Annotated in this window: 22 protein-coding genes; 13 read left to right on the top strand and 9 right to left on the bottom strand. The window is 54.1% G+C overall.

All coding sequences use genetic code 11. From position 1 onward, the window contains the following. Positions 1 to 2: 2 nt before the first annotated feature. Genes AAC620_RS02690 through AAC620_RS02700 form a run of 3 tightly spaced genes read left to right on the top strand, consistent with a single transcriptional unit; the run spans position 3 to position 3,753 of the window. Complete coding sequence (locus AAC620_RS02690; RefSeq protein ID WP_340242696.1) at positions 3 to 923, top strand: dihydrodipicolinate synthase family protein; 921 nt, start codon at positions 3 to 5, stop codon at positions 921 to 923. Then, entirely contained in the window at positions 920 to 2,416 is a 1,497-nt protein-coding gene (locus AAC620_RS02695; protein ID WP_340242697.1) for an aldehyde dehydrogenase, read from the top strand. Before AAC620_RS02690 ends, AAC620_RS02695 begins: the two co-directional genes overlap by 4 nt. Further along, a complete protein-coding gene (locus tag AAC620_RS02700; protein WP_340242698.1) occupies positions 2,413 to 3,753 on the top strand; it encodes an NAD(P)/FAD-dependent oxidoreductase in 1,341 nt (446 codons plus the stop codon). Before AAC620_RS02695 ends, AAC620_RS02700 begins: the two co-directional genes overlap by 4 nt. An 864-nt stretch (positions 3,754 to 4,617) precedes the next feature. Here AAC620_RS02700 and AAC620_RS02705 read toward each other — a convergent pair. The 3 genes from AAC620_RS02705 to AAC620_RS02715 form a co-directional block, all read right to left on the bottom strand. Next, positions 4,618 to 5,199 carry a hypothetical protein gene (locus tag AAC620_RS02705; protein ID WP_340242699.1) on the bottom strand — a complete coding sequence of 194 codons (582 nt, stop codon included), beginning with the start codon at positions 5,197 to 5,199 and terminating at the stop codon, positions 4,618 to 4,620. Between the two features lie 5 nt (positions 5,200 to 5,204). Further along, positions 5,205 to 5,936 (bottom strand): hypothetical protein, encoded by a 732-nt coding sequence (locus AAC620_RS02710; RefSeq protein WP_340242700.1) that lies wholly within the window; start codon positions 5,934 to 5,936, stop codon positions 5,205 to 5,207. Between the two features lie 272 nt (positions 5,937 to 6,208). After that, complete coding sequence (locus AAC620_RS02715) at positions 6,209 to 6,613, bottom strand: hypothetical protein (RefSeq protein ID WP_340242702.1); 405 nt, start codon at positions 6,611 to 6,613, stop codon at positions 6,209 to 6,211. Positions 6,614 to 6,765: 152 nt separating this feature from the next. On the opposite strand from AAC620_RS02715, the gene AAC620_RS02720 reads away from it, so the two are divergent. Continuing rightward, positions 6,766 to 7,272, top strand: a complete 507-nt coding sequence (locus AAC620_RS02720) for a helix-turn-helix transcriptional regulator (RefSeq protein WP_340242703.1) — start codon at positions 6,766 to 6,768, stop codon at positions 7,270 to 7,272. 101 nt (positions 7,273 to 7,373) lie between these two features. Here the strand turns inward: AAC620_RS02720 and AAC620_RS02725 are convergent, their stop codons facing one another. Then, complete coding sequence (locus AAC620_RS02725; protein WP_340242705.1) at positions 7,374 to 7,829, bottom strand: c-type cytochrome; 456 nt, start codon at positions 7,827 to 7,829, stop codon at positions 7,374 to 7,376. Positions 7,830 to 8,005: 176 nt separating this feature from the next. Here AAC620_RS02725 and AAC620_RS02730 point away from each other — a divergent pair, with 176 nt between their 5' ends. The 4 genes from AAC620_RS02730 (at position 8,006) to AAC620_RS02745 (ending at position 12,930) form a co-directional block, all read left to right on the top strand. Then, positions 8,006 to 9,535, top strand: coding sequence for an aldehyde dehydrogenase (NADP(+)) (locus AAC620_RS02730; RefSeq protein ID WP_340242706.1), 1,530 nt, complete (start codon positions 8,006 to 8,008; stop codon positions 9,533 to 9,535). A gap of 9 nt (positions 9,536 to 9,544) precedes the next feature. After that, positions 9,545 to 10,402, top strand: a complete 858-nt coding sequence (locus AAC620_RS02735; RefSeq protein WP_340242707.1) for an SMP-30/gluconolactonase/LRE family protein — start codon at positions 9,545 to 9,547, stop codon at positions 10,400 to 10,402. A gap of 141 nt (positions 10,403 to 10,543) precedes the next feature. Further along, positions 10,544 to 11,869: a trigger factor gene (tig, locus tag AAC620_RS02740; protein WP_340242708.1), complete on the top strand. Its 1,326-nt coding sequence runs from the start codon at positions 10,544 to 10,546 to the stop codon at positions 11,867 to 11,869. Between the two features lie 170 nt (positions 11,870 to 12,039). After that, positions 12,040 to 12,930: a hypothetical protein gene (locus AAC620_RS02745; RefSeq protein ID WP_340242709.1), complete on the top strand. Its 891-nt coding sequence runs from the start codon at positions 12,040 to 12,042 to the stop codon at positions 12,928 to 12,930. 80 nt (positions 12,931 to 13,010) lie between these two features. Here AAC620_RS02745 and rplI read toward each other — a convergent pair whose 3' ends face one another. The 3 genes from rplI to rpsF are packed head-to-tail and all read right to left on the bottom strand — an operon-like array spanning position 13,011 to position 14,251. After that, positions 13,011 to 13,637: a 50S ribosomal protein L9 gene (gene rplI / locus AAC620_RS02750; protein ID WP_340242710.1), complete on the bottom strand. Its 627-nt coding sequence runs from the start codon at positions 13,635 to 13,637 to the stop codon at positions 13,011 to 13,013. 12 nt (positions 13,638 to 13,649) lie between these two features. Next, a complete protein-coding gene (gene rpsR / locus AAC620_RS02755; RefSeq protein WP_213675305.1) occupies positions 13,650 to 13,877 on the bottom strand; it encodes a 30S ribosomal protein S18 in 228 nt (75 codons plus the stop codon). Between the two features lie 20 nt (positions 13,878 to 13,897). After that, positions 13,898 to 14,251: a 30S ribosomal protein S6 gene (gene rpsF / locus AAC620_RS02760; protein ID WP_340242711.1), complete on the bottom strand. Its 354-nt coding sequence runs from the start codon at positions 14,249 to 14,251 to the stop codon at positions 13,898 to 13,900. 247 nt (positions 14,252 to 14,498) lie between these two features. On the opposite strand from rpsF, the gene fabD reads away from it, so the two are divergent. From fabD to mltG, 5 genes are all read left to right on the top strand, one after another. Further along, a complete protein-coding gene (gene fabD, locus AAC620_RS02765) occupies positions 14,499 to 15,431 on the top strand; it encodes an ACP S-malonyltransferase (protein ID WP_340242712.1) in 933 nt (310 codons plus the stop codon). Between the two features lie 11 nt (positions 15,432 to 15,442). After that, on the top strand, positions 15,443 to 16,180 hold the full coding sequence (fabG, locus tag AAC620_RS02770; RefSeq protein ID WP_317654653.1) for a 3-oxoacyl-[acyl-carrier-protein] reductase: 738 nt from the start codon (positions 15,443 to 15,445) through the stop codon (positions 16,178 to 16,180). 213 nt (positions 16,181 to 16,393) lie between these two features. Continuing rightward, positions 16,394 to 16,627, top strand: a complete 234-nt coding sequence (locus AAC620_RS02775) for an acyl carrier protein (protein ID WP_317654652.1) — start codon at positions 16,394 to 16,396, stop codon at positions 16,625 to 16,627. A gap of 189 nt (positions 16,628 to 16,816) precedes the next feature. Continuing rightward, positions 16,817 to 18,073, top strand: a complete 1,257-nt coding sequence (gene fabF, locus AAC620_RS02780; protein ID WP_340242713.1) for a beta-ketoacyl-ACP synthase II — start codon at positions 16,817 to 16,819, stop codon at positions 18,071 to 18,073. A gap of 3 nt (positions 18,074 to 18,076) precedes the next feature. Continuing rightward, entirely contained in the window at positions 18,077 to 19,243 is a 1,167-nt protein-coding gene (gene mltG, locus AAC620_RS02785; protein ID WP_340242714.1) for an endolytic transglycosylase MltG, read from the top strand. Here the strand turns inward: mltG and bchJ are convergent. Both bchJ and bchE read right to left on the bottom strand, forming a co-directional pair. After that, complete coding sequence (gene bchJ, locus AAC620_RS02790) at positions 19,240 to 19,812, bottom strand: bacteriochlorophyll 4-vinyl reductase (RefSeq protein WP_340242715.1); 573 nt, start codon at positions 19,810 to 19,812, stop codon at positions 19,240 to 19,242. The genes mltG and bchJ overlap by 4 nt on opposite strands. After that, positions 19,813 to 21,423, bottom strand: a complete 1,611-nt coding sequence (gene bchE, locus AAC620_RS02795; protein ID WP_340242716.1) for a magnesium-protoporphyrin IX monomethyl ester anaerobic oxidative cyclase — start codon at positions 21,421 to 21,423, stop codon at positions 19,813 to 19,815. Between the last annotated feature and the right edge of the window lie 95 nt (positions 21,424 to 21,518).

A 21,518-nucleotide genomic window follows, 5' to 3' on the forward strand; every position in this document is an offset into this window, starting at 1 on the left:
CAATGACTGTTTTTACTTTCAAGGGAATTTACACGCCCCTTGTCACCCCTCTTAATGATGATGGCTCCGTTCGCTGGGACGGTTTGGCAGACGTTATTGAATATCTCATTTCAAAAAACGTTCATGGCCTGATTACTGGCGGGTCAACTGGTGAAAACTATGCGCAAACCGTTGCTGAGCGTGTCGAGATTGCGCAGTTTACGAAAGACCGAATAAACGGACGGCTTCCTTTAGTGGTTGGCACAGGCGCAATGCTCACAAGCGACAGCATTGCCCTTGCAACGGCAGCTCGCGATATGAAAGCTGACTGTATCTTGCTTGCAAGTCCACCATACTCCGTTCCAACTGATCGTGAAAATGCCTTGAATGCGCTGGCCATCGATAAGGCCGCAAACCTACCAATCATGTTGTATAACTACCCCCACCGCACTGGCACTATGATGGGGGAGGAATTTCTGGATAGGGTTTGCCGCAGTCGGAATTTCTGCGGCATCAAAGAAAGCTCTGGTGACATCAATCGAGTTCACCTTCTTGCACGCGATTATCCGCATATCCAGCTCGGCTGCGGAATGGATGATCAGGCTTTAGAATTTTTTGCGTGGGGCGCGCCATTCTGGGTATGTGGCGGGTCCAATTTCCTGCCTGAAGAGCATGTGGCTCTCTATGACGCATGCGTGGTGGAGGGCGACTTTGCAAAAGGTCGCCGCATCATGAACGCCATGATGCCGCTTATGCGCGTTTTGGAGCAGGGTGGAAAATTCATTCAGACCATTAAACATGGCGTTACAATGAACGGCATTGAAGCCAGCCATGTGCGTGAGCCTTTAAGGCCTTTGAACAAGGACGATAAGCGAGAACTAGAGCAAGTTGTGCGTGTGCTGCGTAAAACAATTGCTGACATTCAGGCGGAGACAAAATCATGAACTTGCTCACAACTCAAGAATATCACGCGATCGCCAACGGATTGGATTTACCAACGCAAGCCTTCATTGACGGCTCCTTTCGGCCAGCCATCTCAGGGGCAACTTTTCAGACGCTCAACCCTGCGACTGGCGAAGTGCTGGCAGAGATTTCTGCTTGTAAGGTAGAGGACGTCGACTTTGCTGTTCAAAAAGCACGGGACGCTTTCGAAGATGGGCGTTGGTCGCGTCTGCATCCCTCCGAACGTAAGGCTGTATTGATTAAGCTCGCCAAGTTGATAAAGCGAAATGCCCGCGAACTTGCTGTTATGGAAAGTCTCGATAGTGGTAAAACTATTTATGATTGTGAAGGCGTTGACGTCCCAGAAACGATCCATTGCCTGACATGGCACGCAGAGTTGATTGATAAAATATATGATCAGACATCACCTATGTCTGATGACCACATCGCGATGATTGTGCGTGAGCCTGTCGGAGTAGTCGGTCTTGTGCTGCCTTGGAATTTTCCTCTGCTGATGTTGGCGTGGAAAATTGGTCCCGCTTTGGCAGCAGGATGCTCTGTCATTGTAAAACCTGCCGAAGAGACAACACTGACTGCGCTACGTATCGCTGAGCTTGCTTACGAGGCTGGTGTGCCTGCAGGCGTGCTTAATGTTGTTACAGGCTCAGGTCCAGATGTCGGGGAGCCATTAGGGCGGCACATGGATGTTGATGCAATCTCATTTACAGGCTCAACAGCAACAGGCCGAAAATTTCTTGAATATGCGGCGGCGTCAAACCTCAAAGAAGTGACGTTGGAAATGGGCGGTAAAAACCCTGCAATCGTATTGAACGATGTAGAAAACCTCGACCGTGTTGCAGCGCATGTTGTTAACGGCGCATTTTGGAACATGGGGCAAAACTGTTCGGCCACTTCGCGCTTGATTGTGCAGTCGGGAGTAAAAGACGAATTGCTCGGTCGCATCATATCACACGCGCGCGAATGGCCTATGGGCGACCCGCTCGATCCTCATAATCGGGTGGGGGCTTTGGTTTCCACTGCGCATTACAAAAAAGTTTGTGGCTATCTGAAAGATGACGTCAAAATATTAATGGGCGGCAAGTATGAAGGCGGCTTTGTTGAGCCAACCATTATCGATTTGGACAATCCCGCCATGGTTCAGGCGCGCGATGAAATTTTTGGGCCAATATTGTCTGTTTTGACCGTTGATAGCTACGATGAAGCTATCGCGATAGCCAATAACACCGAATATGGTTTGGCAGCCTCAATCTTTACATCGGATATAAAGCGCGCTTTGCGTGGTGCTAAAGCACTGCGTGCAGGCACGGTGACCGTCAATAGCTTTGGTGAGGGCGATAGCTCGACACCCTTTGGGGGTTACAAGGCAAGTGGGTTTGGGGGTCGTGACAACGGCATTCATGCACATGACCAATACACGCAGACTAAAACCATTTGGGTCGATCTTTCTGATGATGCCGATGAGGCTGTTGCTTGACCGTCTACAAGGCACACACTTTTCCACAACTTGCTGGCCCTGCCGCTTGGAATGTAATTCTTGGCGATCCACCCTCATATCCAAAACTTGAGGGGGCGTATAAGGCCGATTTGGTTATTGTCGGCGGTGGCTTTGCGGGACTTTCGGCAGCGCGGAGATATTTGCAACTCAACCCAAATGCCAAAGTGATTGTGCTAGAGGCTCAAGGCATTGCGGATGGATCGTCTGGACGCAACTCTGGCTTTATGATCGATCTGCCACATGATCTGTCCTCCGATGATTACGCAGGAAGTGGAGATGATCGAGCCATCATCGACCTAAATCGAGCTGCGATCAAATTTGGAGGAGAGAGTGTAGCGGAATACGGCATCGACCCAAATTATTTTGACCCAGTAGGCAAGATAAACGGGGCCGCCAGTGAAGCTGCATTATCACACAACAAATCCTACGCTCAGCATCTGACGAGCTTGGGAGAAAAAAGTGAACTCCTTGACCAACAACAAATGCGCGCCATCACTGGCTCCAATCACTATTTGGGCGGATTATTTTGCCCTGGCACTGTCATGTTGCAACCTGCGGGATACATTCGCGGTCTTGCGCGCGGTCTTTCATCCCAAGGGATCAAGATATTTGAACACAGCGCGGTGCATCTGTTCGAAAAAATAGGATCTTCATGGAATGTTGAAACCCATGGGGGGCGGGTCTCAACTTCGCAGGTGATTTTGACTGTGAACGGCCATCTAGAGAGCTTTGGATTTTCAAAAAATCGTCTCATGCAGGTCTTTTTGTATGCCGTCATGACGCCTCAGTTGACGCCAGATCAAATTGTAAAATTGGGCGGCAGAGGCAGATGGGGTGTTACGCCATCTGATCCAATGGGGACGACGGTTAGACGAATTGACAACTCCCAAGGCGGCAACCGTATTGTTACTCGCACCTGTGCCACATTGAAGCCCAACATGAAGATTACCGCAGGTCATTTGGCGCGGGCTAAGCGGGTCATGCAAAAGAAATTTGACCAACGTTTTCCTCAACTCTGCGGTATGCAGATGGAATATGCTTGGGCAGGTCATTTGTGCCTCACCCAAAATGGTGTTTCAGTCGCTCAAAAACTTGATGATGGATTGTTCTCTGGTTGTGTGCAGAACGGCCTTGGGACAACTCGAGGCACCCTCACGGGCATAGCAGCAGCCGAACTGGCGTCTGGTGTCAAAAGTCAGATTTCATCTTTTTTTGAACATGAGGCGGAACCTAAATTATTACCGCCGCAACCATTCCGTGAGGTCGGGGCGAATTTAATCCTTAATTACAAAGAGTGGCGAGCAAAAGCTGATTGAGTGCAATTAACCGATACTGCAATTGCATCGAACTCGCACTGATCGTCTATGCGATGTTAGGGTCGAGCAGTCTCTACACATTTTCGCCATAGTGGTGGCTGGAGGAAGAACTGCTTTCCAATTGCTTCAGAATACCCTTTAATACCAATGAGTTGCAACGCTTCAGAAAAAGCCATGTAAAAGCACGACTGGCTCTACCGTTTCTGCCGAATAGCAAAAATACGCCGTGGCAGAGGGTTGCTCGACCACGGAGCGAGGGGTGTTGACCTTCATCTGCGATACTTAATGCATCACTATTGGGTATGTATCTTTTTGCCAACCTAAGAGATATTTCTGCAGAATATCCTGGGGTTAGAATAACCCTACATTGCCGACATCGGTTAAGAACCTTGCTCCTGCTCCGCGGCTGTCTTGATGTCCATAAAAACCATCCCTTGGACAGTCCTGTGCTTTTCAATGCCATGCCGCTCGACCCGTTGGCTAAATGTCTTGAGCGTTGGCGTCTTCAACAGCTCCACAGAGGCGGACAGCTGTAGAAGGCGCCGCTGCAAGGCTTTACAATGTAGGAGACCCGATTCACCGCGTTTCCGACTTGGTGAGCGAGTATAGTTTCGCCTACCTCGTATGAGGCATCAGTTTGGTCGGTTAGCCAAGTGCGAAGGGTAGAGCGAAAGCCATCGGGGCGTGCTTCGAGTTCGCGCTGTTCCATGAGCCGAGACATTGTCGCATCGCTGATGACACCCTTGCGCGTGCCAGGAAACAGATAGCCGTCCCGCGCAAATTGCGTGGCTCTCTGCCACACAGAAAGGGCTTCGTTCGACATGGGGATGTGAAAGTCACGTGCTTTGCCAATATTGGCGCAGCTCACTTTGGCCAAAGGCCACCCAAAGCGCGCAAGTAGCGCTTGTGCCGTGGGAAGCCCCAGATAAACAAACCTGAAAATCCAAAAATAATCAGCGCCCAAGCAGTTATATCCGCTAAAATTGTGCCAAAGCGTGTATCGACCCAACCCAGATTGTGAAAGGTTGATAAAAATCGACCCCAATAGATTTTGCGATGCAATCGGGTGCCATCAGGCGCAAAGGTTGTGCGGGTGAGGCGGGTTTTGTGGTAGAAATGCGCTGTATCAGCGGCGACAATCACCTGTTCCCGGTCACCCAAAAACTGATAAGCGCGAAAGCCATGATAGGTGGTTTGCTTGGCATCTGTGATGACAAGATCGGGAAAGTGATCTTCCACCACGGCCAGCGCCTGCGCCGCTGATAGCGGTGCGTCAAGCATGGCTTCGGAGAGGGCGGTCTCGTCATATCCACCCGAGGGCAGCATATTTAACACCGCTTGTTGGTGATTGAAATAAAACCCCGAAAACCCAAACAAGATGATCCACGGCAAAATCAGCAACCCAAGCCAACTGTGTAGAGTTCGAATGAAGCGAAAAACGCGCATTGGATTTACCCCTCTAGGGTTTCAGAGTGGAAATTCGTCAGCGATTTCGAGATTGAAAAGGCTTTGATCCGCGTCAAGAGTTGCGTCAAGGGAACCGGCGCAGGGGTCGGGGTCAGTTCGACAATTTCATCGGGGAAAAAGGCGAAGCCTGCAGGCGCGATGTCAAAAGCATCCCGCCGCGAATAGGCGGTGGATTTGCCCGCGATGAAGCGCTGCCCAAGATCAGTGTCGAGCTTGGGCAGGGGGCGGCGCATCCTGAGCGGCAGACCAAGACAAATGAAGCGATTTTTGCGGCGATCCCAGAGCAGGAGATCATCCGCGAATATGCGATCCCCGCGATAGGCGTGGTGAAAGGATAGGGTGGATTTACCAACGCCCTTTTTGCCGAATGCGATTTGCGTTGTCCCCTTTGTCCCAAATGCGGCGCAATGCAGAAGCGTGGCGTTTGAGGATTGCGCGGCACAGCAATAGGCAAGGTCTAAACAAAGATAATTCAGCGCATCAATCGGGTCTGAGCTTTGGCTGATGATCGTCTGGGTGCGACCAGAAATCTTAAGCACCGCATCACTCTCGGTCACAATGATGTCCAGTCGCGGTGGATTTGTCGCCTCCACGATCTGCCAACCCGTAAGGCAGGTTTCAATTAACTGTAAGAAGGGGGCAGGGCAGCGCAAGTAAAGGCAAAAATCCCCGCCTTTGAGTTGCGCTGTCCTTATCGTGCCCCAGTCTAGTGTCACGGCAGATTATCTCCACTCGCCGCCGCGGATCTTGCAGAAACTTTCGGTGTGAAAGCGGCCTTCCGTTTCGACATTGACAACACGGCAGAGGCGGCGCCCATCTGTTCGCGTGGACACAATCTCAAAGCGTCCCGCGCCTGATGCGAGGGCCCCGCTATAGCCATCAAGTTGGCTGTCCAATGCACTATATAAATTAGGCGTGGCGCCGCGATTAAATGTCGTTGCGACACATGCTGACAGAAGCGCCGCGCCGAGGATCAGAACAGCTGCCCTCATTGGAAATCCGCCAAGACATTGGCCAGATTATCCATCGAAACGGGTTCTAGCCCGTCATCATTTAGGGACTGGTCAATATTTTGCGTCTGTTGAAGGCGCAGAAGATCGTCATTGGACGAACTGCCGCTCAGCGTGTCATCAGGGCCAGAGGGGCTATTTGGCGATGAACCGCCGTTTGAGCCATTGCTGCTGCCCGATGTGCCGTTATCATCATTGCCGCCGAAGCTGCCTGATGAGCTGTTATCATCATTGCCGCCGAAGCTGCCTGACGAACTGCTGTCATTGCCGCCAGAACCGCCGCCGTCATTCGAACTTGCGCGGGCTTGGCCTGCAAGCATGGCGGTCATAGGCAAGGCTGCTGCGCCGCCCAAGAGAAGTTGTAAAGCTGTGCGTCTGATCATTTTGATACCTTGTAAATTGCGTGCCTCGCGGCAAATTGACAGGTATCGAGTTAGAACCCATGTTGAATTTTGTCGTTAAACTTTAGTTCAATGGCGTCTAACTTGGGTTTACTCTAAGCGGAAAAGATCAGCGTGTAATAAGGACGGAACTGATGCAAAGTAGAAAAAGCTTCATTGTCGTATCTTTGGGGCTGATGCTTGTCAGCAGCATCTTTTTCATTTTCGATGTTGCGGCTGATTTGAGTGAGCATTTGGCGGCGGGTGTTTCCTACTCGCAAGTCGAACTGGTGCATCTGGTTTTTGAATTAACCGCGGTTTTGGCCCTCATTCTAGGGATGGTTCAAATGGTGATGCATCTTCGTGGCTTGGAGCGTCTCAGCGATGCGCAAGCGGCCTCTCTCCATCATCTGCGCGAAGATTTTGACGCGTTGATCCGCCAGAAATTTGGCGATTGGGGTCTGTCAAAAACAGAGGCGGATATTGGTCTTTTGATCGTGCGCGGATTGAACAATGAAGAGATCGCAAAGATGCGTGGTGTAAAGTTGGGCACGATCAAGTCACAGACCCATTCGCTGATGGGAAAGGCGGGGGTAAAATCACGCGTTGAGCTGCTTTCGCTGTTTGTGGATGAGTTCATTGACATTGGCGCCACCAAGTAAGCAGCGCCCTAAGATGGCCATCAAGCCATGCGTTACTTTCACGCTTTGAGTTTATCTCGCGCGGATGGCTAAAAGACCATGCCGCGCGAGAATGTTTGGCGTTACTCGGTCGCCAAGGATTGCAGATAGGCGTAAAGGTTGCGGGCATCTTCCTCGCCACGCACACGGAACGACATCGCGCTGCGCGCGCCATTGTCGCCAAGCGCCTCGCGTAGATATGCGGTTGGGTCTTGGACATAGGCCACAAAGGCCTCTTCATCCCAAACATTGCCTGCCTCACCATAGGCTGCAAGGCTGGCGGAATAGCGGAACCCTTCGGCCGCCCCTGCAGGGCCGCCTGCCACGCCGTATAGGTTTGGCCCTGTGCGCCCATTACGCCCCGCAAGCGTGTCGCCTGCTGCGTTTTTAACAACATGGCACGCCACGCATTGGTTGAACGCGCGTTCACCCGCAGCGGCATCACCGCTTGCCCATGCTGCCCCGCCCGAAACTGCAAAAGCCAAGGCTGCGGCCAGTCCGATTTTTTGCGTCAAATCACTTACTCCCTTGTCAGTCATTATTGGCACGAATGACTGAAAATGACGCCGTCACAAGGCTAGTTTTGGCGTTGATTGATCTGATTTCAAGTCAGCCTTGCGCGACAAATCCCCGCAAACCCTGACGCCCCTCCCTTGCAGCATAGCTTGCAGGTCTTTAACGATAGCGCCAACAACAAGTGATAAGGGAGCGCGTTATGGGATCTGAGCCAAAATTTCACCCGCATGGACAGCATTTGATTGCAGGCCACTGGCGTGCCGGAGAGGGGCAGTTTACCTCGGCCCCTGTGGATGGTCAGGGTCACGTGGTTTCAAAGGGCAGCACCGCTTTGGTGGATCAGGCCGTTCAGGCCGCTGAAACTGCATTTTGGGATTATAGCGCCACATCCCGCGCTGCGCGCGCTGCCTTTCTCAACAAAATCGCGGATGAGATTGAATCGCGCGGCGCGATGATCACCGATATTGGAACGCGCGAAACGGGCCTGCCTGCCGCGCGCCTTGAGGGGGAGCGCGGTCGCACCACGGGCCAGTTGCGGATGTTTGCGGCGCATATCCTGAAAAACGACTATCTTGATTTGCGCCATGATGCAGCCCTGCCTGATCGCGCGCCCTTGCCGCGCCCTGATTTGCGCATGATGCAGCGCCCTGTTGGCCCCGTGGCCGTGTTTGGCGCCTCGAATTTCCCACTCGCCTTTTCAACGGCTGGGGGCGATACGGCCAGCGCGTTGGCGGCAGGCTGCCCCGTGGTGGTCAAGGCGCATGAGGCGCATCCAGGAACGGCTGAAATCATCGCTGAAGCTATCTTGGCCGCGATCCGCGCCTGCGAAATGCCTGAGGGCGTGTTCAGCATGATTCATGGCGGGGCCTATGAGGTGGGCGGCGCGCTTGTGCAACATCCATTGATCAGTGCGGTTGGCTTTACGGGATCGCTCAAAGGCGGTCGCGCCTTGTTTGATCTTTGCGCAGCACGCCCAACCCCAATTCCATTTTTTGGCGAATTGGGCAGCGTGAACCCTATGTTCTTGATGCCTGCCGCGATGGCCGCGCGTGGCGCGGCGATTGGCACGGCGTGGGCGGGGTCCTTGACCATGGGCGTGGGGCAGTTTTGCACTAATCCAGGGATCGCCGTGGTAATTGACGGGGCTGAGGCCGATGCATTTGTTGTGGCCGCAAGTGAGGCGCTCACTGCAACCGCGCCGCAGGTGATGCTAACCACAGGCATTGCCGAGGCCTATCGTAATGGGGTCAAAACCATCGGCGCCCAAAACGCAGTGCGTGAGGTTTTGGGAACCATGTGCGACAACCGCGATGCAGCTCCCTATCTCTACGAGGTGAGCGGTGCAGATTGGTTGGCCAATGATGCGCTTGGTCACGAGGTATTTGGCCCAATGGGGATGGTTGTGCGCGCCCGTGATCTTGCACAGATGCGCGAAATTGCCCTCAGTCTTGAGGGGCAGTTGACCTGCACGTTGCATATGGATGACGGCGATCTGGCAGAGGCCCGCGCGTTCTTACCGATCCTTGAGCGCAAAGCAGGTCGCGTTTTGGCCAATGGTTTCCCCACTGGGGTCGAGGTCTGCGATGCCATGGTGCATGGCGGGCCTTATCCTGCTTCTACAAATTTTGGGGCGACATCCGTGGGTTCTTTGGCAATCCGCCGCTTTTTGCGGCCTGTCTGCTATCAAAACATGCCTGAGGGTCTGTTGCCCAGTGAATTGGCCGAGTGAGGTTAGATCATGGGTGTGCATGCAAGCGCGATAACGACACAGCCTAATTTTCTAGGTGAGGGGCCTTTGTGGCATCCGTTGCGTGGCGAATTGCTGTGGTTCGATATTATGAACAAAACCCTTTTTGCGCTGAAAGATGGCGCTCAGCGCGAATATGGGTTCCCAGATTTGGTTTCGGCGGCGGGATGGGTTGATGAGACCCGTATCGTCATCGCCTCTGAACGCGCGCTGTTTGTGTTTGATTTGGACACAGGCACCGCCACGCCATTGTGTGATCTTGAGGCGGATAACCACGTGACACGATCAAATGATGGCCGCGCGGATCATCAGGGCGGGTTCTGGATTGGGACGATGGGCAAGAAGTTCGAAGAGGGGGCAGGAGCGATTTATCGCTACTATAAGGGTGAATTGCGTAAATTATTCGCCGTCGTGACCATACCCAATTCGATTTGCTTTTCGCCTGATGGCAAGATCGCCTATTTCTGCTCGACCCCAGATCAGCAGATTATGCAGGTCGGCCTTAATGCCGATGGATGGCCCGATGGGCCAATTTCGGTGTTTCTTGACCTGCGGGGGGAAGATTTGAACCCTGACGGGTCTGTGGTGGATGCTGAAGGCTATGTTTGGAATGCGCAATGGGGCAGGGGCCGTGTTGCGCGTTATGCCCCCGATGGCAGGCTTGAGCGCGTGGTCACGCTTGACGGGCGGCATTCCAGTTGTCCCGCCTTTGGGGGCCGTGATCTTCAAGACCTCTACATCACCTCCGCACAGGAGGGGATGGACGTGCCAGATGCGCCGCAAGGATTGCTCTATCATGCACGACTGGAGGTCAAAGGCGTGGCTGAACCACGGGTTATTTTGCCCTAATTTATGTGAATGCAGGGGCCAAGCGCCGCTTGGCCCGCATTTCGGGGTTGAACGCCCCCCTGCCTGTCAATAGTAAGGCGCAAATTCCCTTTTTGCGGGTCGCCTTTGGGTGACCACCGTTTTCGATTGCGAGGAAAGCAGATGAACGTCACGGAAACCCTAAACGAAGGCCTAAAGCGCGCCTATGAGATCACCATCACGGGTGCGGAACTCGAAGCCAAGGTCAATGAGAAACTGGCCAAAGCGCAGCCTGAGATTGAGATGAAAGGCTTTCGCAAGGGGAAAGTGCCGATGGCGCTTTTGAAAAAGCAATTCGGCCCCCGTGTCATGGGCGAAGCGATGCAAGACGCTGTTGATAGCGCAATGCAAAACCACCTTGGAACATCTGGCGACCGCCCTGCGATGCAGCCTGAGGTCAAGATGGTGAACGAGGATTGGAAAGAAGGCGATGATGTCATCGTCTCGATGTCCTATGAGCGTCTGCCAGAAATCCCTGACGTGGATTACAAGAAACTGAAGCTTGAGCGCATGGTTGTGCCTGCATCAGACAAAGAGATTGACGAGACACTGGCGAAACTGGCTGAGACAGCCCAGAATTTCGAAACCAAGAAGGGTAAAGCCGCCAAAGATGATCAGGTCGTCTTTGATTTCGTGGGCAAGGTCGATGGCGAGGCGTTTGAAGGCGGCAGCGCCGAAGATTACCCACTGGTTTTGGGCTCGAATAGCTTTATCCCCGGGTTCGAAGATCAGTTGATCGGCGTAAAAGCAGGCGAAGAAAAGCAGGTTTCTGTCACCTTCCCTGAGGAATACGGCGCAGAGCATCTGGCAGGGAAAGCAGCAACCTTTGATTGCACAATCAAAGAGGTCAAAAAGCCCGTTCCTGCGGCAATTGATGATGAGCTTGCCAAGAAATACGGCGCAGAAAGCCTTGAGGCCCTGAAGGGTCAAGTGTCGGAGCGTTTGCAGGCCGAATATGCGGGGGCCGCGCGCCAGATCACCAAGCGCGCTTTGCTCGATCAGTTGGACAAGCAAGTTAAGTTTGATCTGCCCCCAAGCCTTGTCGAGGCAGAAGCCGCGCAGATCGCGCATCAGCTTTGGCATGAAGAAAACCCTGAGCATCAGGGTCACGACCATGGTGAGATCAAACCAACCAAAGAGCACACAAAACTGGCCGAGCGCCGTGTGAAGTTGGGCTTGCTCTTGGCGGAATTGGGTCAGAAGAACGAGGTTCAAGTGACCGATGCGGAGTTTACCCAAGCGGTCATGAACCAAGCGCGTCAATACCCTGGTCAAGAGCGCGCCTTCTTTGAATTCATTCAGAAAAATCAACAAGCGCAGCAGCAGCTTCGCGCACCATTGTTCGAGGATAAGGTCGTTGACTATATCTTTGAGCAAGCTGAAGTGAAGGATGTTGAAACCACCAAAGCCAAGCTTGAAAAAGCTGTTGAGGCCTTGGACGAAGAGTAATCTTCGAAAGACTTATTACAGCATTACGAAAGGCCCCCAATGAAGATTGGGGGCTTTTTTTGTGGTGTTTTGGGGATTTCGGCGTAAGCTAGAGGCGGGGTGAAATGCACATATGGGTCGCGCGTGCCATTCGCGACTTGGGGATAAACCAAAAAATGAGGGACTAAGTCATGCTACGCGTTTTACTATCAGCCTGTGCCGTGTTGTTTGTGTCTGTGGTCACGGCAGCCGCCTGTCCAACCTTTGCCAAAAGCGGCACTTATCTGAGTTTTACCGGAGATCAGCTTTATTCACCGCAAAGCTATTCGACCATGGCAACAGGCGGGGCGATGCTCAGCAGTTGCGGCATATCGGGTGCAGGATCGGTCTCGGCAAGCCCGCAATATACGCTAAACCTGTCAGGAATGCAGGGTTATGATCTTGAGATCCAAGTGAACAGCAGTTGCGATGCTACGCTACTGGTGAATTCAGCGAATGGAATTTGGTATTTTGACGATGACAGCAACGGCAATCTTGATCCGATGCTGCGTATGTCGGGCAGTGATGCGCTGAATGGGCAAGTGGATGTCTGGGTTGGCACCTTAGGATCAAATTGTTCGGCTACGATTGAATTTGAAACATGGACGGCGAGCACCGCAGCGCCTAGCAATTCGGGCAATTGTCCGACCATCGGCCTGACGGGGCCAAGCTATGATTTGAACGGGCCGCAGCTATATTCACCCACCAATTTCTCAGCATCGGCCTATGGCAGCGGCGAGATTTCTGGATGTGGTTTGCCGGGTCATGGCTGGTTCACGCCTGCACCGCAATTTTCCTTCAACCTCAGCCAGATGCAGGGGTATCGGTTGGAATTGCAGGTCAATGCGAGTTGCGACACCGTGATGTTGGTCAATACTGCGGATGGAACATGGCTGTTTGATGATGACAGCAATGGCAACCTTGATCCTTTGATCAATGTCTATGGCCCATCGGCGCTAAACGGGCGTGTTGATGTTTGGCTTGGCACATATAATGGTCAAAGCTGTCCCGCCAATTTGGAATTGGAGACTTGGACGAACTGATCCAAGCGAGGGTGGTAAACAGAAAAAACCGCGCCCTGTTTGGGGCGCGGTTTTCTTTTGGTTTGCAGTCTGAGAAACGCTTATGCGTTTTCTTCACCTTCTTCTGCTGCCTCAGCCGCAGGGGCAGGGGCGTCTTCGTCATCGTCCAGCTGGGCTGCGCCGATATCGTCAAAGAGTTCTGCAATTTCGAATTCTGCAGCAGCTTCTTCTTCGGCGGCCAGTTCTTGGATTGACTTACCAGAGGCTTGCAATTCTGCCTCTTCGGTCGAACGTGCCACGTTGAGGGTGATGGTCACATCCACCTCAGGGTGCAGAACGACAGACACAACGTGAAGGCCAAGCTCTTTGATCGGCGCGGTCAGTGCAACCTGCTTGCGATCAATGCTGAACCCTGCATCGGTGGCCGCATCAGCCGCGTCACGGGTGGTGACGGAGCCGTAAAGCGCACCAGAATCAGAGGCCGAGCGGATCACAACGAATTGCTGACCACCCAAGCGGGCTGCCAAATCCTCGGCTTCTTTCTTTGTCTCAAGGTTGCGCGCTTCAAGCTGGGCTTTTTGCGCTTCGAAGGCCTTGAGGTTGTTGTCATTCGCACGCATCGCCTTGCGCTGTGGCAAGAGATAGTTGCGCGCATAGCCGTCTTTTACCGAAACGACATCGCCCATCTGGCCAAGTTTGGCCACGCGTTCAAGAAGGATCACATCCATATCGGTTTCTCCTTACTTCACTGCATAGGGCAACAGCGCGAGGAAACGAGCGCGCTTGATGGCCTGTGCCAGCTTGCGCTGGTTTTTTGCGGATACGGCAGTGATACGTGCAGGCACGATCTTGCCACGCTCAGAGATGTAACGCTGAAGCAAGCGCACATCTTTGTAATCGATTTTTGGCGCGTCTTCCCCGTCAAACGGGTCGGACTTGCGGCGGCGGAAAAACGGTTTTGCTGCCATGATTCTATCCTTCCCTTAAATTAACGGCGCTCGCGGCGTTCGCCGCGTTCTTCGCGTTTTTGCATTTGAACCGAAGGGCCTTCTTCGTGAGCGTCCACCTTGATGGTCAAGACGCGCATCACGTCATCATGCAAGCGCATCAAACGCTCCATCTCATGCACGGCGGCCGAGGGGGCATCGCTGCGCAAGAACGCATAATGGCCTTTGCGGTTCTTGTTAATTTTGTAGGCCATGGTCTTGATACCCCAATATTCGGCATCAACCACGGAACCACCATTGTCCTTGAGGACGGTGCTGAAATGCTCGATCAAGCTTTCAGCTTGCGCGTTGGACAAGTCCTGACGCGAGATCATAACATGCTCGTAAAGGGGCATGTGAACTCCGATACTGTTCGGGCGCGTTTCAAAGACCGATGCGTTCCACTTTCGCCCCATCAGTCACGAGGGATCACGCCGTTGCATTTATATTAGGCGAAAGTTGCCTGCCTTATACACAGATCACGGCAGGGTGCAAGCTGTAGCGGGCTTGCCGTAAAATCAGGGCAAAATTGCGGTTATGAATTGCCCTTGCCCCCTATATCTTGTAGCCATAAACCCAAGACAAACAAGTGGGAGAGGCAATATGAGCCGTGCTTTTATCTTTCCAGGCCAAGGGGCGCAGACCATTGGAATGGGCCGTGATTTGGCTGACAGCTATGCCGCGGCGCGCGCGGTGTTTGAAGAGGTGGATGAAGCACTGGGTCAAAACCTGTCGCATTTGATTTGGGAGGGGGATCAGGACGAATTGACCCTGACCGCCAATGCGCAACCTGCGTTGATGGCAACGTCAATGGCGGCCGTGCGCGCGCTTGAGGCCGAAGGGTTTGTCCTTAAAGATTACGCGAGTTTTGTGGCGGGACATTCCTTGGGCGAATATTCCGCGCTTTGTGCGGCAGGTAGCCTGTCGGTGGCGGATACGGCCAAGTTGTTGCGCATTCGTGGCGATGCAATGCAAAAAGCTACGCCAAAAGGGCAGGGCGCGATGGCCGCAATCTTGGGCCTAGATTTTGATACGGTGACGGATTTGGCCTCTGAAGCGGCTGCAGGGGATGTTTGCCAAGCGGCCAATGACAATGACCCCGCGCAAGTTGTGATTTCGGGTCATGCGGCGGCGGTAGAGCGCGCCGTTGAGCTTGCCAAAGCACGCGGGGCCAAGCGCGCTGTGATGCTGCCTGTCTCTGCCCCCTTTCATTGCGCATTGATGCAACCTGCGGCTGATGCAATGGCGGAGGCCTTGGCCGCCGTCACCTTGAACGCGCCGGTTGTGCCACTGGTCGGCAACGTGATGGCGGGCCCAAGCGATGACCCTGCGCTGATCCGCGGCAATCTGATCACGCAGGTCACAGGCCGCGTGCGGTGGCGCGAATCCGTGATGTGGATGGCGCAAAATGATGTAACCGAGGCGTGGGAGGTTGGCGCGGGCAAAGCGCTGTCTGGGATGGTCAAGCGCATTGCGCGCGAGATGGAGACAAAAGCAATCGGAACGGCCGCGGATATTGCCGCGCTTAAGGGATAAGGACGGGCTTTATGTTTGATTTGACAGGAAAATCTGCGCTTGTGACGGGCGCATCTGGGGGGATTGGGGCGGATATTGCACGCGCGCTGCACAGCGCGGGGGCGGTGGTTGCCCTATCTGGCACGCGGGTTGAGCCGCTTGAGGCCCTCGCCGCTGAACTGGGTGAGCGCAGCCATGTTCTGCCGTGTAATTTGTCCGATGCTGAGGCGGTTGAAGCCCTGCCAAAACAAGCCATCGAGGCCATGGGTGCGATGGATATTTTGGTCAATAATGCGGGCATTACACGCGATAATCTGTTCATGCGCATGTCAGACGAGGAATGGGCGCAGGTGTTGGAGGTTAATCTGACCTCAACCATGCGGCTGTGCCGCGGCGCGTTGCGCGGTATGATGAAATCGCGCTGGGGTCGGATCATCAATATCAGCTCTATCGTGGGGGCAACGGGCAATCCAGGGCAGGGGAATTATGCAGCCGCGAAAGCGGGCATGGTGGGTATGTCAAAAAGCCTTGCCTATGAGGTGGCGAGCCGTGGCGTGACTGTGAACTGTGTCGCGCCAGGTTTCATTGCAACACCGATGACAGATAAGCTGAATGATGATCAAAAAGCGGCCATCAATGTCAAAATCCCCGCAGGGCGGATGGGAACGCCCGAGGAGATCGCGGCAGCCGTGCTGTATCTGGCATCAAATGAAGCGGGATATGTTACTGGGGCCACGTTGCATGTGAATGGCGGCATGGCGATGCTGTAACAGTTGTGCCGTTATGGTGGGATTGAGGCATTGCCTTATTTCGCAAACATGCTATAGCGGCGCTGATTTTCACCGAAAGGCTTTGCTTTTCGGCGGCTCTGGTTCTGACATTTCTCTGGTTGAGTCGGTTAGGATCGGGATTGAGCGGCCAAAATCGGCCCAGTGAAACAGTGCAGGGGATAAACCCACGCACGAAACGGATGAGGAAAGAACATGAGCGATATCGCAGGTCGCGTGAAGAAAATTGTTGTCGAGCATCTGAGCGTAGATGAAGACAAAGTGACTGAAAACGCGTCTTTCATTGACGATCTGGGCGCGGATTCGCTCGATACAGTCGAGTTGGTAATGGCGTTCGAGGAAGAATTTGGCATCGAGATCCCCGATGATGCGGCGGAAACGATCCAGACTTTCGGCGATGCGGTCAAGTTCATCACTGACGCGCAATAAGTCATTCCCCCACAGTCCGCCTAGTGGCTGAGGGATAGGTTATGAAAACGGCATCGTTGCGGCGGTGCCGTTTTTTTGTGCCAAAATGGCAAGGGAATCTGCCTGATTTCTGCGAGAGGGATTGCCCATCTTGGCACCCCTAGGCTATCAACGTGCAAGCTTTCGCGAAACGAGAGAAGGGCAGTGAAGATGCGGCGCGTTGTTGTGACAGGATTGGGACTGGTGACACCTCTGGCCACAGGGGTGGAGGAGACATGGTCGCGGCTTTTGGCGGGCCAATCAGGGGCGGGAACCATCACCCGTTTTGACGCAAGCCATCTGGCAACGACCTATGCCTGCGAAGTGAAGCGCGGCGATGGGTCGGATGGAACCTTTAACCCTGATCTTTACATGGAACCGAAAGAACAGCGCAAAGTGGATGAATTCATCCTCTATGGCGTTGCGGCGGCCGAGCAGGCCATCAAAGACGCAGGATGGGAACCCGAAGATCGCGATGCGCTTGAGCGCACAGGTGTTTTGATTGGGTCGGGCATTGGTGGCTTGGCCTCGATTGCGGAAACATCCATCACGCTGAAGGAAAAAGGGCCGCGCCGCGTATCGCCTTTCTTTGTGCCAGGTGCGCTGATCAACCTGATCTCTGGGCAAGTGTCGATCAAATACGGCTTCCGTGGGCCAAACCATGCGGTTGTAACGGCCTGTTCCACGGGCGCACATGCCATTGGGGACGCAGCGCGTCTGATCCAATGGGGTGACGCGGATGTGATGATTGCAGGCGGTGCAGAAAGCCCGATTTGTGAAATTGGTATTGCGGGCTTTAACGCGTGTAAGGCGCTGTCGACCAAGCGGGGCGGTGAACCTCAAAAGGCAAGCCGTCCATGGGATAGCGACAGTGACGGGTTCGTCATGGGCGAAGGCGCGGGCGTGGTTGTGTTGGAGGAATATGAACACGCCAAAGCGCGCGGCGCAAAAATCTATGCGGAGATTTTAGGCTATGGCCTGTCGGGCGATGCCCATCACATCACGGCCCCACCGCCTGACCATGAAGGGGCCGAGCGCGCGATGCGTGCCGCGCTTAAGCGTGCAGGGCTAGCGCCGTCAGATGTGGATTATGTCAATGCGCATGGCACCTCGACCATGGCCGATACCATTGAATTGGGCGCAGTTGAGCGGTTGATGGGGGATCATGCGAAAAATCTGCTGATGTCCTCAACAAAATCCGCAACAGGGCATTTGTTGGGTGCAGCGGGCGCGATTGAGGCTATTTTCTCAATCTTGGCCATTCGTGACCAAATCGCCCCCCCAACAATTAACCTTGATACGCCTGCGGCAGAAACGGCCATCAATCTTTGCGCCAATCAGGCTGTGAAGGGCGAGATCAATGTGGTGCAGAGCAATTCCTTTGGCTTTGGTGGGACAAATGCCTGTCTGATTATGGGGAAAGTCTGACATATGTGGAAAAGCGTGGCTGCGAATGCGTTCAGCCTGCTGATTGTGCTATGTATCGCCGTGGCTGGCGCGATCGGGTGGGGTCAGCGGGAATTTACCAAGGAAGGGCCGCTTGAGGGACCGATCTTTTTCGAGGTGCCGCGCGGTGCGGGCCTGTCGCAAGTGGCGGCCCGTTTGGCCGAAGCGGGGGCTGTGACGCATCCTGCTATTTTTCGTTTGGGCGCAGAATATAGTGACATGGCAGGCGCTATTCGTGCAGGGTCTTTTGAAATCCCTGCGCGCGCCTCTATGGAGGAGATTTTGGGGGTCATCACCCAAAATGCCGCCCCCGTTTATCGTTATGTTGCAACCTATGTTCTGCGCATAGATGGCACGGGCGAGCAGCGTCTGGTCGAGCGGGTGCCTGGCACGGGCGAGGTCATTGAATTGGCTGAATTTGCCTATGATGCGGAAATCCCAACGATTTACAGCGAAATCACCGAAAGCGGCGCAAGCATTGCCTATCGCGTGTCGATCCCAGAAGGTTTGACATCGTGGCAGATTGTTGAAGAGCTGAAATCAGCAGAATTCCTAACCGGTGAGGTAGCGGAGATCCCTGCCGAAGGGGTATTGGCCCCAGACACCTACGAGGCCACGCGTGGCATGGAGCGGTCGGAGCTGTTGGTTCAGATGCAAGCCCGCCAAGAGGCCATTTTGATGGAGGCGTGGGCCAATCGCGCGGAAAACCTGCCAATCAGCACGCCGCAAGAGGCGTTGATCTTGGCCTCGATCATCGAAAAGGAAACGGGGCAGGCCGAAGAGCGCGGGGTTGTTGCCAGTGTCTTCACCAATCGTCTGCGGCAGGGAATGCGTTTGCAGACCGACCCGACTGTGATTTACGGCGTCACAGAGGGACAAGGTGTGTTGGGGCGCGGTTTGCGGCGAAGTGAGCTTGACCGCGTAACCCCTTGGAACACATATCAAATTGACGGCCTGCCGCCAACACCGATTGCAAATCCAGGGCGCGCTTCTATTGAAGCGGCGTTGAACCCTGACGACACGAAATACATCTTTTTCGTGGCAGATGGCACGGGCGGTCATGCCTTTGCGGAAACATTGGCCGAGCATAACCGAAATGTCGCGCGCTGGCGCGAGATTGAGGCGGATGCACGAGCCAATTCTGGAAATTAACCGCGGCGCAGAACGAAACGGCAGGCGTCCGCGCCTGCAGCAGCGCAAGCTGTTTCACGGCAGATTACATCAGGACTGACGAGGCGGCGATAGAGCCGTTCAAAAACCGCGCAGTGCCAGTGGCACAGGGGGTGGTCTGAGCTTTCGCCGCCAATCACGGGGTTGTCCGCAATTTCAAATTCCCAAGGTGATATCACGCGAAAGCGGCCCGAGCCTGCAAATGTCCACGCATTGCGCGCAATCGCATGAGACAGGGCGCGTGCGGCGAAATTTGCGGGCAAAAACCCCATCAATATTTGTGCCTTTGCGGGGATGCGATGGGTGATGATGTAATCGGCCGTTGCCCGCCCTGCCTGTGCGCAGAGCCCGGCGGCCTGTTGCGGGAAAGCCGCGCGCAGGCCTTGGTGGATGCGGGCGGCATCGCCTTCGGGGATCATGCGATCACCTGAGGGAATTTCGGTTTGTGTTCGCAAAAACAACGCCTTGCGGGCCTGCTCACCCACCGAATGATCAAGAACGGGGATTAATTGCAGGATTGCATTGGGGCCGATGAGGGCGGCATCGGCCATTTAGACATCCTCCGCCGCTTTGCCCCGTTCGGCGCTGCGGGCCTTCATTTGATCACGCACTGCTTCGCGGCGTTCTTTTGCGCGGGCCGCGCGGTCTGCTGCGGCCTCCCAATCTGCGACTTGAGCAGGGGCTAGGGTGCGGCTTTCGTCAAATTGGAAATCCACGGATTTCTTGGTTTGCGGGCCCCAATAGCCTGCCTTGCCCAAGTCATAGAAACTGCGCTGCACACCCGCCTTGAGAAAGGCCTTGAGACAGCCAAGCAGGTAACGCCGCCGGTATCCTGTGCCGCGCCATGGGTAATGGAAAAGCGCCTTTCGCATATAGAAGCGGCGGTAGTTTTTCATCACCCCGTCAAGCAATTCGCCCCGCTCCATCGCGGCGGGTTTCATGATCGGGGTGACAAAGTTGTATTTGGAAAAGTCGTAGATCTCGACCTGATCCTTCAATTCCTGAAACAGGGGGGTGAAGGGCCAAGGCGTATACATAGCCCAATTTGCCAAATCAGGCTGCCAATCCCACGCCATTTGGAAAGTTTCCTCAAGCGTTTCAGGGGTTTCATTGTCGAGCCCTACGATGAATTGCGCCTCAGTAAAGATGTCGGCCTCACGCAAGAGACGAATGGCCGTCTTGTTCTCTTCGACCTTGGTTTCTTTGTTGAAGCGGTCGAGTTTCATCTGTGCTGCGGCCTCTGTCCCGAGGCTGACATGGACAAGACCCGCTTTGCGGTAGAATTTCAGCAATTCTCGGTCACGGTAGATATCGGTTACACGCGTGTTGATGCCCCATTGCACACGCCGCGGCAGGTCGCGCTTAATCAATTCCTCGCAAAATTCGATGAATTTACGGCGATTGATCGTGGGTTCCTCATCGGCAAGAATAAAGAAGCCAACCCCATGATTTTCAACCAAATCTTCGATTTCATCGACCACGGATTTGGGGTCACGCACGCGGTAGTCGCGCCAGAATTTCCATTGACTGCAAAAGGAGCATGTGAAGGGGCAACCGCGCGCCATGTTGGGAATGGCGACCCGCGTGCCAAGGGGGATGTAGATATATTTGGGCCAATCGAGAATTGTCCAATCGGGTTTAATCGCGTCTAGGTTCTTGATTGTGGGCGCGGCCTGGGTGGCGACAATTTCATCGCCGTCTCTGAAGGCCAGCCCATGGATGCGGGCGCGATCTTCCGGATAGCGGTCTGTGGCGATGGCCTGCATCAGGTTGACCACGATTTCTTCGCCCTCACCACGGACGATGACGTCAATCCACGGGGCCTCGGAGAGCACCTGCTTAAACATAAATGTGGCATGGATGCCGCCCAGAATGCGAACGGCATTTGGGGCCACCTCAGCCGCGCGGCGTAAGATTTCCTCGGCCTTGTAAATTGAGGGGGTGATAGAGGTGACACCGATCGCATCAGGAGAGATGGCCGCGATTTTTTCTGCGACAGTCTCATCGCTGAGGTCATCCGTCATTGCATCAATGAAGTGAATATCCTCAAACCCTGCTTGGCGCAGGTGGCCCGTGAGATAGGCCACCCATGCAGGCGGCCAATTTCCCGCAATTTCAGCCCCGCCTGAACGATAATTGGGATGGATAAACAAAATGCGCATGATCTGACCCCTGCGGTTATTTTGGGTCAGCGTGACATTAGTGCTGTCAAATAAAATTGACACATATCAAGTCAGATGAAGAATTCTTTAATCAG

This window comes from Roseobacter sp. HKCCA2468, assembly GCF_037805105.1.
Classification (GTDB): domain Bacteria; phylum Pseudomonadota; class Alphaproteobacteria; order Rhodobacterales; family Rhodobacteraceae; genus M30B80.

Coding starts and splice junctions, on each gene's coding strand:
- AAC620_RS02690 (WP_340242696.1), top strand. CDS start 3: ATGACTGTTTTTACTTTCAAGGGAATTTACACGCCCCTTGTCACCCCT.
- AAC620_RS02695 (WP_340242697.1), top strand. CDS start 920: ATGAACTTGCTCACAACTCAAGAATATCACGCGATCGCCAACGGATTG.
- AAC620_RS02705 (WP_340242699.1), bottom strand. CDS start 5,199: ATGCGCGTTTTTCGCTTCATTCGAACTCTACACAGTTGGCTTGGGTTG.
- AAC620_RS02715 (WP_340242702.1), bottom strand. CDS start 6,613: ATGATCAGACGCACAGCTTTACAACTTCTCTTGGGCGGCGCAGCAGCC.
- AAC620_RS02720 (WP_340242703.1), top strand. CDS start 6,766: ATGCAAAGTAGAAAAAGCTTCATTGTCGTATCTTTGGGGCTGATGCTT.
- AAC620_RS02725 (WP_340242705.1), bottom strand. CDS start 7,829: ATGACTGACAAGGGAGTAAGTGATTTGACGCAAAAAATCGGACTGGCC.
- AAC620_RS02730 (WP_340242706.1), top strand. CDS start 8,006: ATGGGATCTGAGCCAAAATTTCACCCGCATGGACAGCATTTGATTGCA.
- AAC620_RS02735 (WP_340242707.1), top strand. CDS start 9,545: ATGGGTGTGCATGCAAGCGCGATAACGACACAGCCTAATTTTCTAGGT.
- tig (WP_340242708.1), top strand. CDS start 10,544: ATGAACGTCACGGAAACCCTAAACGAAGGCCTAAAGCGCGCCTATGAG.
- AAC620_RS02745 (WP_340242709.1), top strand. CDS start 12,040: ATGCTACGCGTTTTACTATCAGCCTGTGCCGTGTTGTTTGTGTCTGTG.
- rplI (WP_340242710.1), bottom strand. CDS start 13,637: ATGGATGTGATCCTTCTTGAACGCGTGGCCAAACTTGGCCAGATGGGC.
- rpsR (WP_213675305.1), bottom strand. CDS start 13,877: ATGGCAGCAAAACCGTTTTTCCGCCGCCGCAAGTCCGACCCGTTTGAC.
- rpsF (WP_340242711.1), bottom strand. CDS start 14,251: ATGCCCCTTTACGAGCATGTTATGATCTCGCGTCAGGACTTGTCCAAC.
- fabD (WP_340242712.1), top strand. CDS start 14,499: ATGAGCCGTGCTTTTATCTTTCCAGGCCAAGGGGCGCAGACCATTGGA.
- fabG (WP_317654653.1), top strand. CDS start 15,443: ATGTTTGATTTGACAGGAAAATCTGCGCTTGTGACGGGCGCATCTGGG.
- AAC620_RS02775 (WP_317654652.1), top strand. CDS start 16,394: ATGAGCGATATCGCAGGTCGCGTGAAGAAAATTGTTGTCGAGCATCTG.
- fabF (WP_340242713.1), top strand. CDS start 16,817: ATGCGGCGCGTTGTTGTGACAGGATTGGGACTGGTGACACCTCTGGCC.
- mltG (WP_340242714.1), top strand. CDS start 18,077: ATGTGGAAAAGCGTGGCTGCGAATGCGTTCAGCCTGCTGATTGTGCTA.
- bchJ (WP_340242715.1), bottom strand. CDS start 19,812: ATGGCCGATGCCGCCCTCATCGGCCCCAATGCAATCCTGCAATTAATC.
- bchE (WP_340242716.1), bottom strand. CDS start 21,423: ATGCGCATTTTGTTTATCCATCCCAATTATCGTTCAGGCGGGGCTGAA.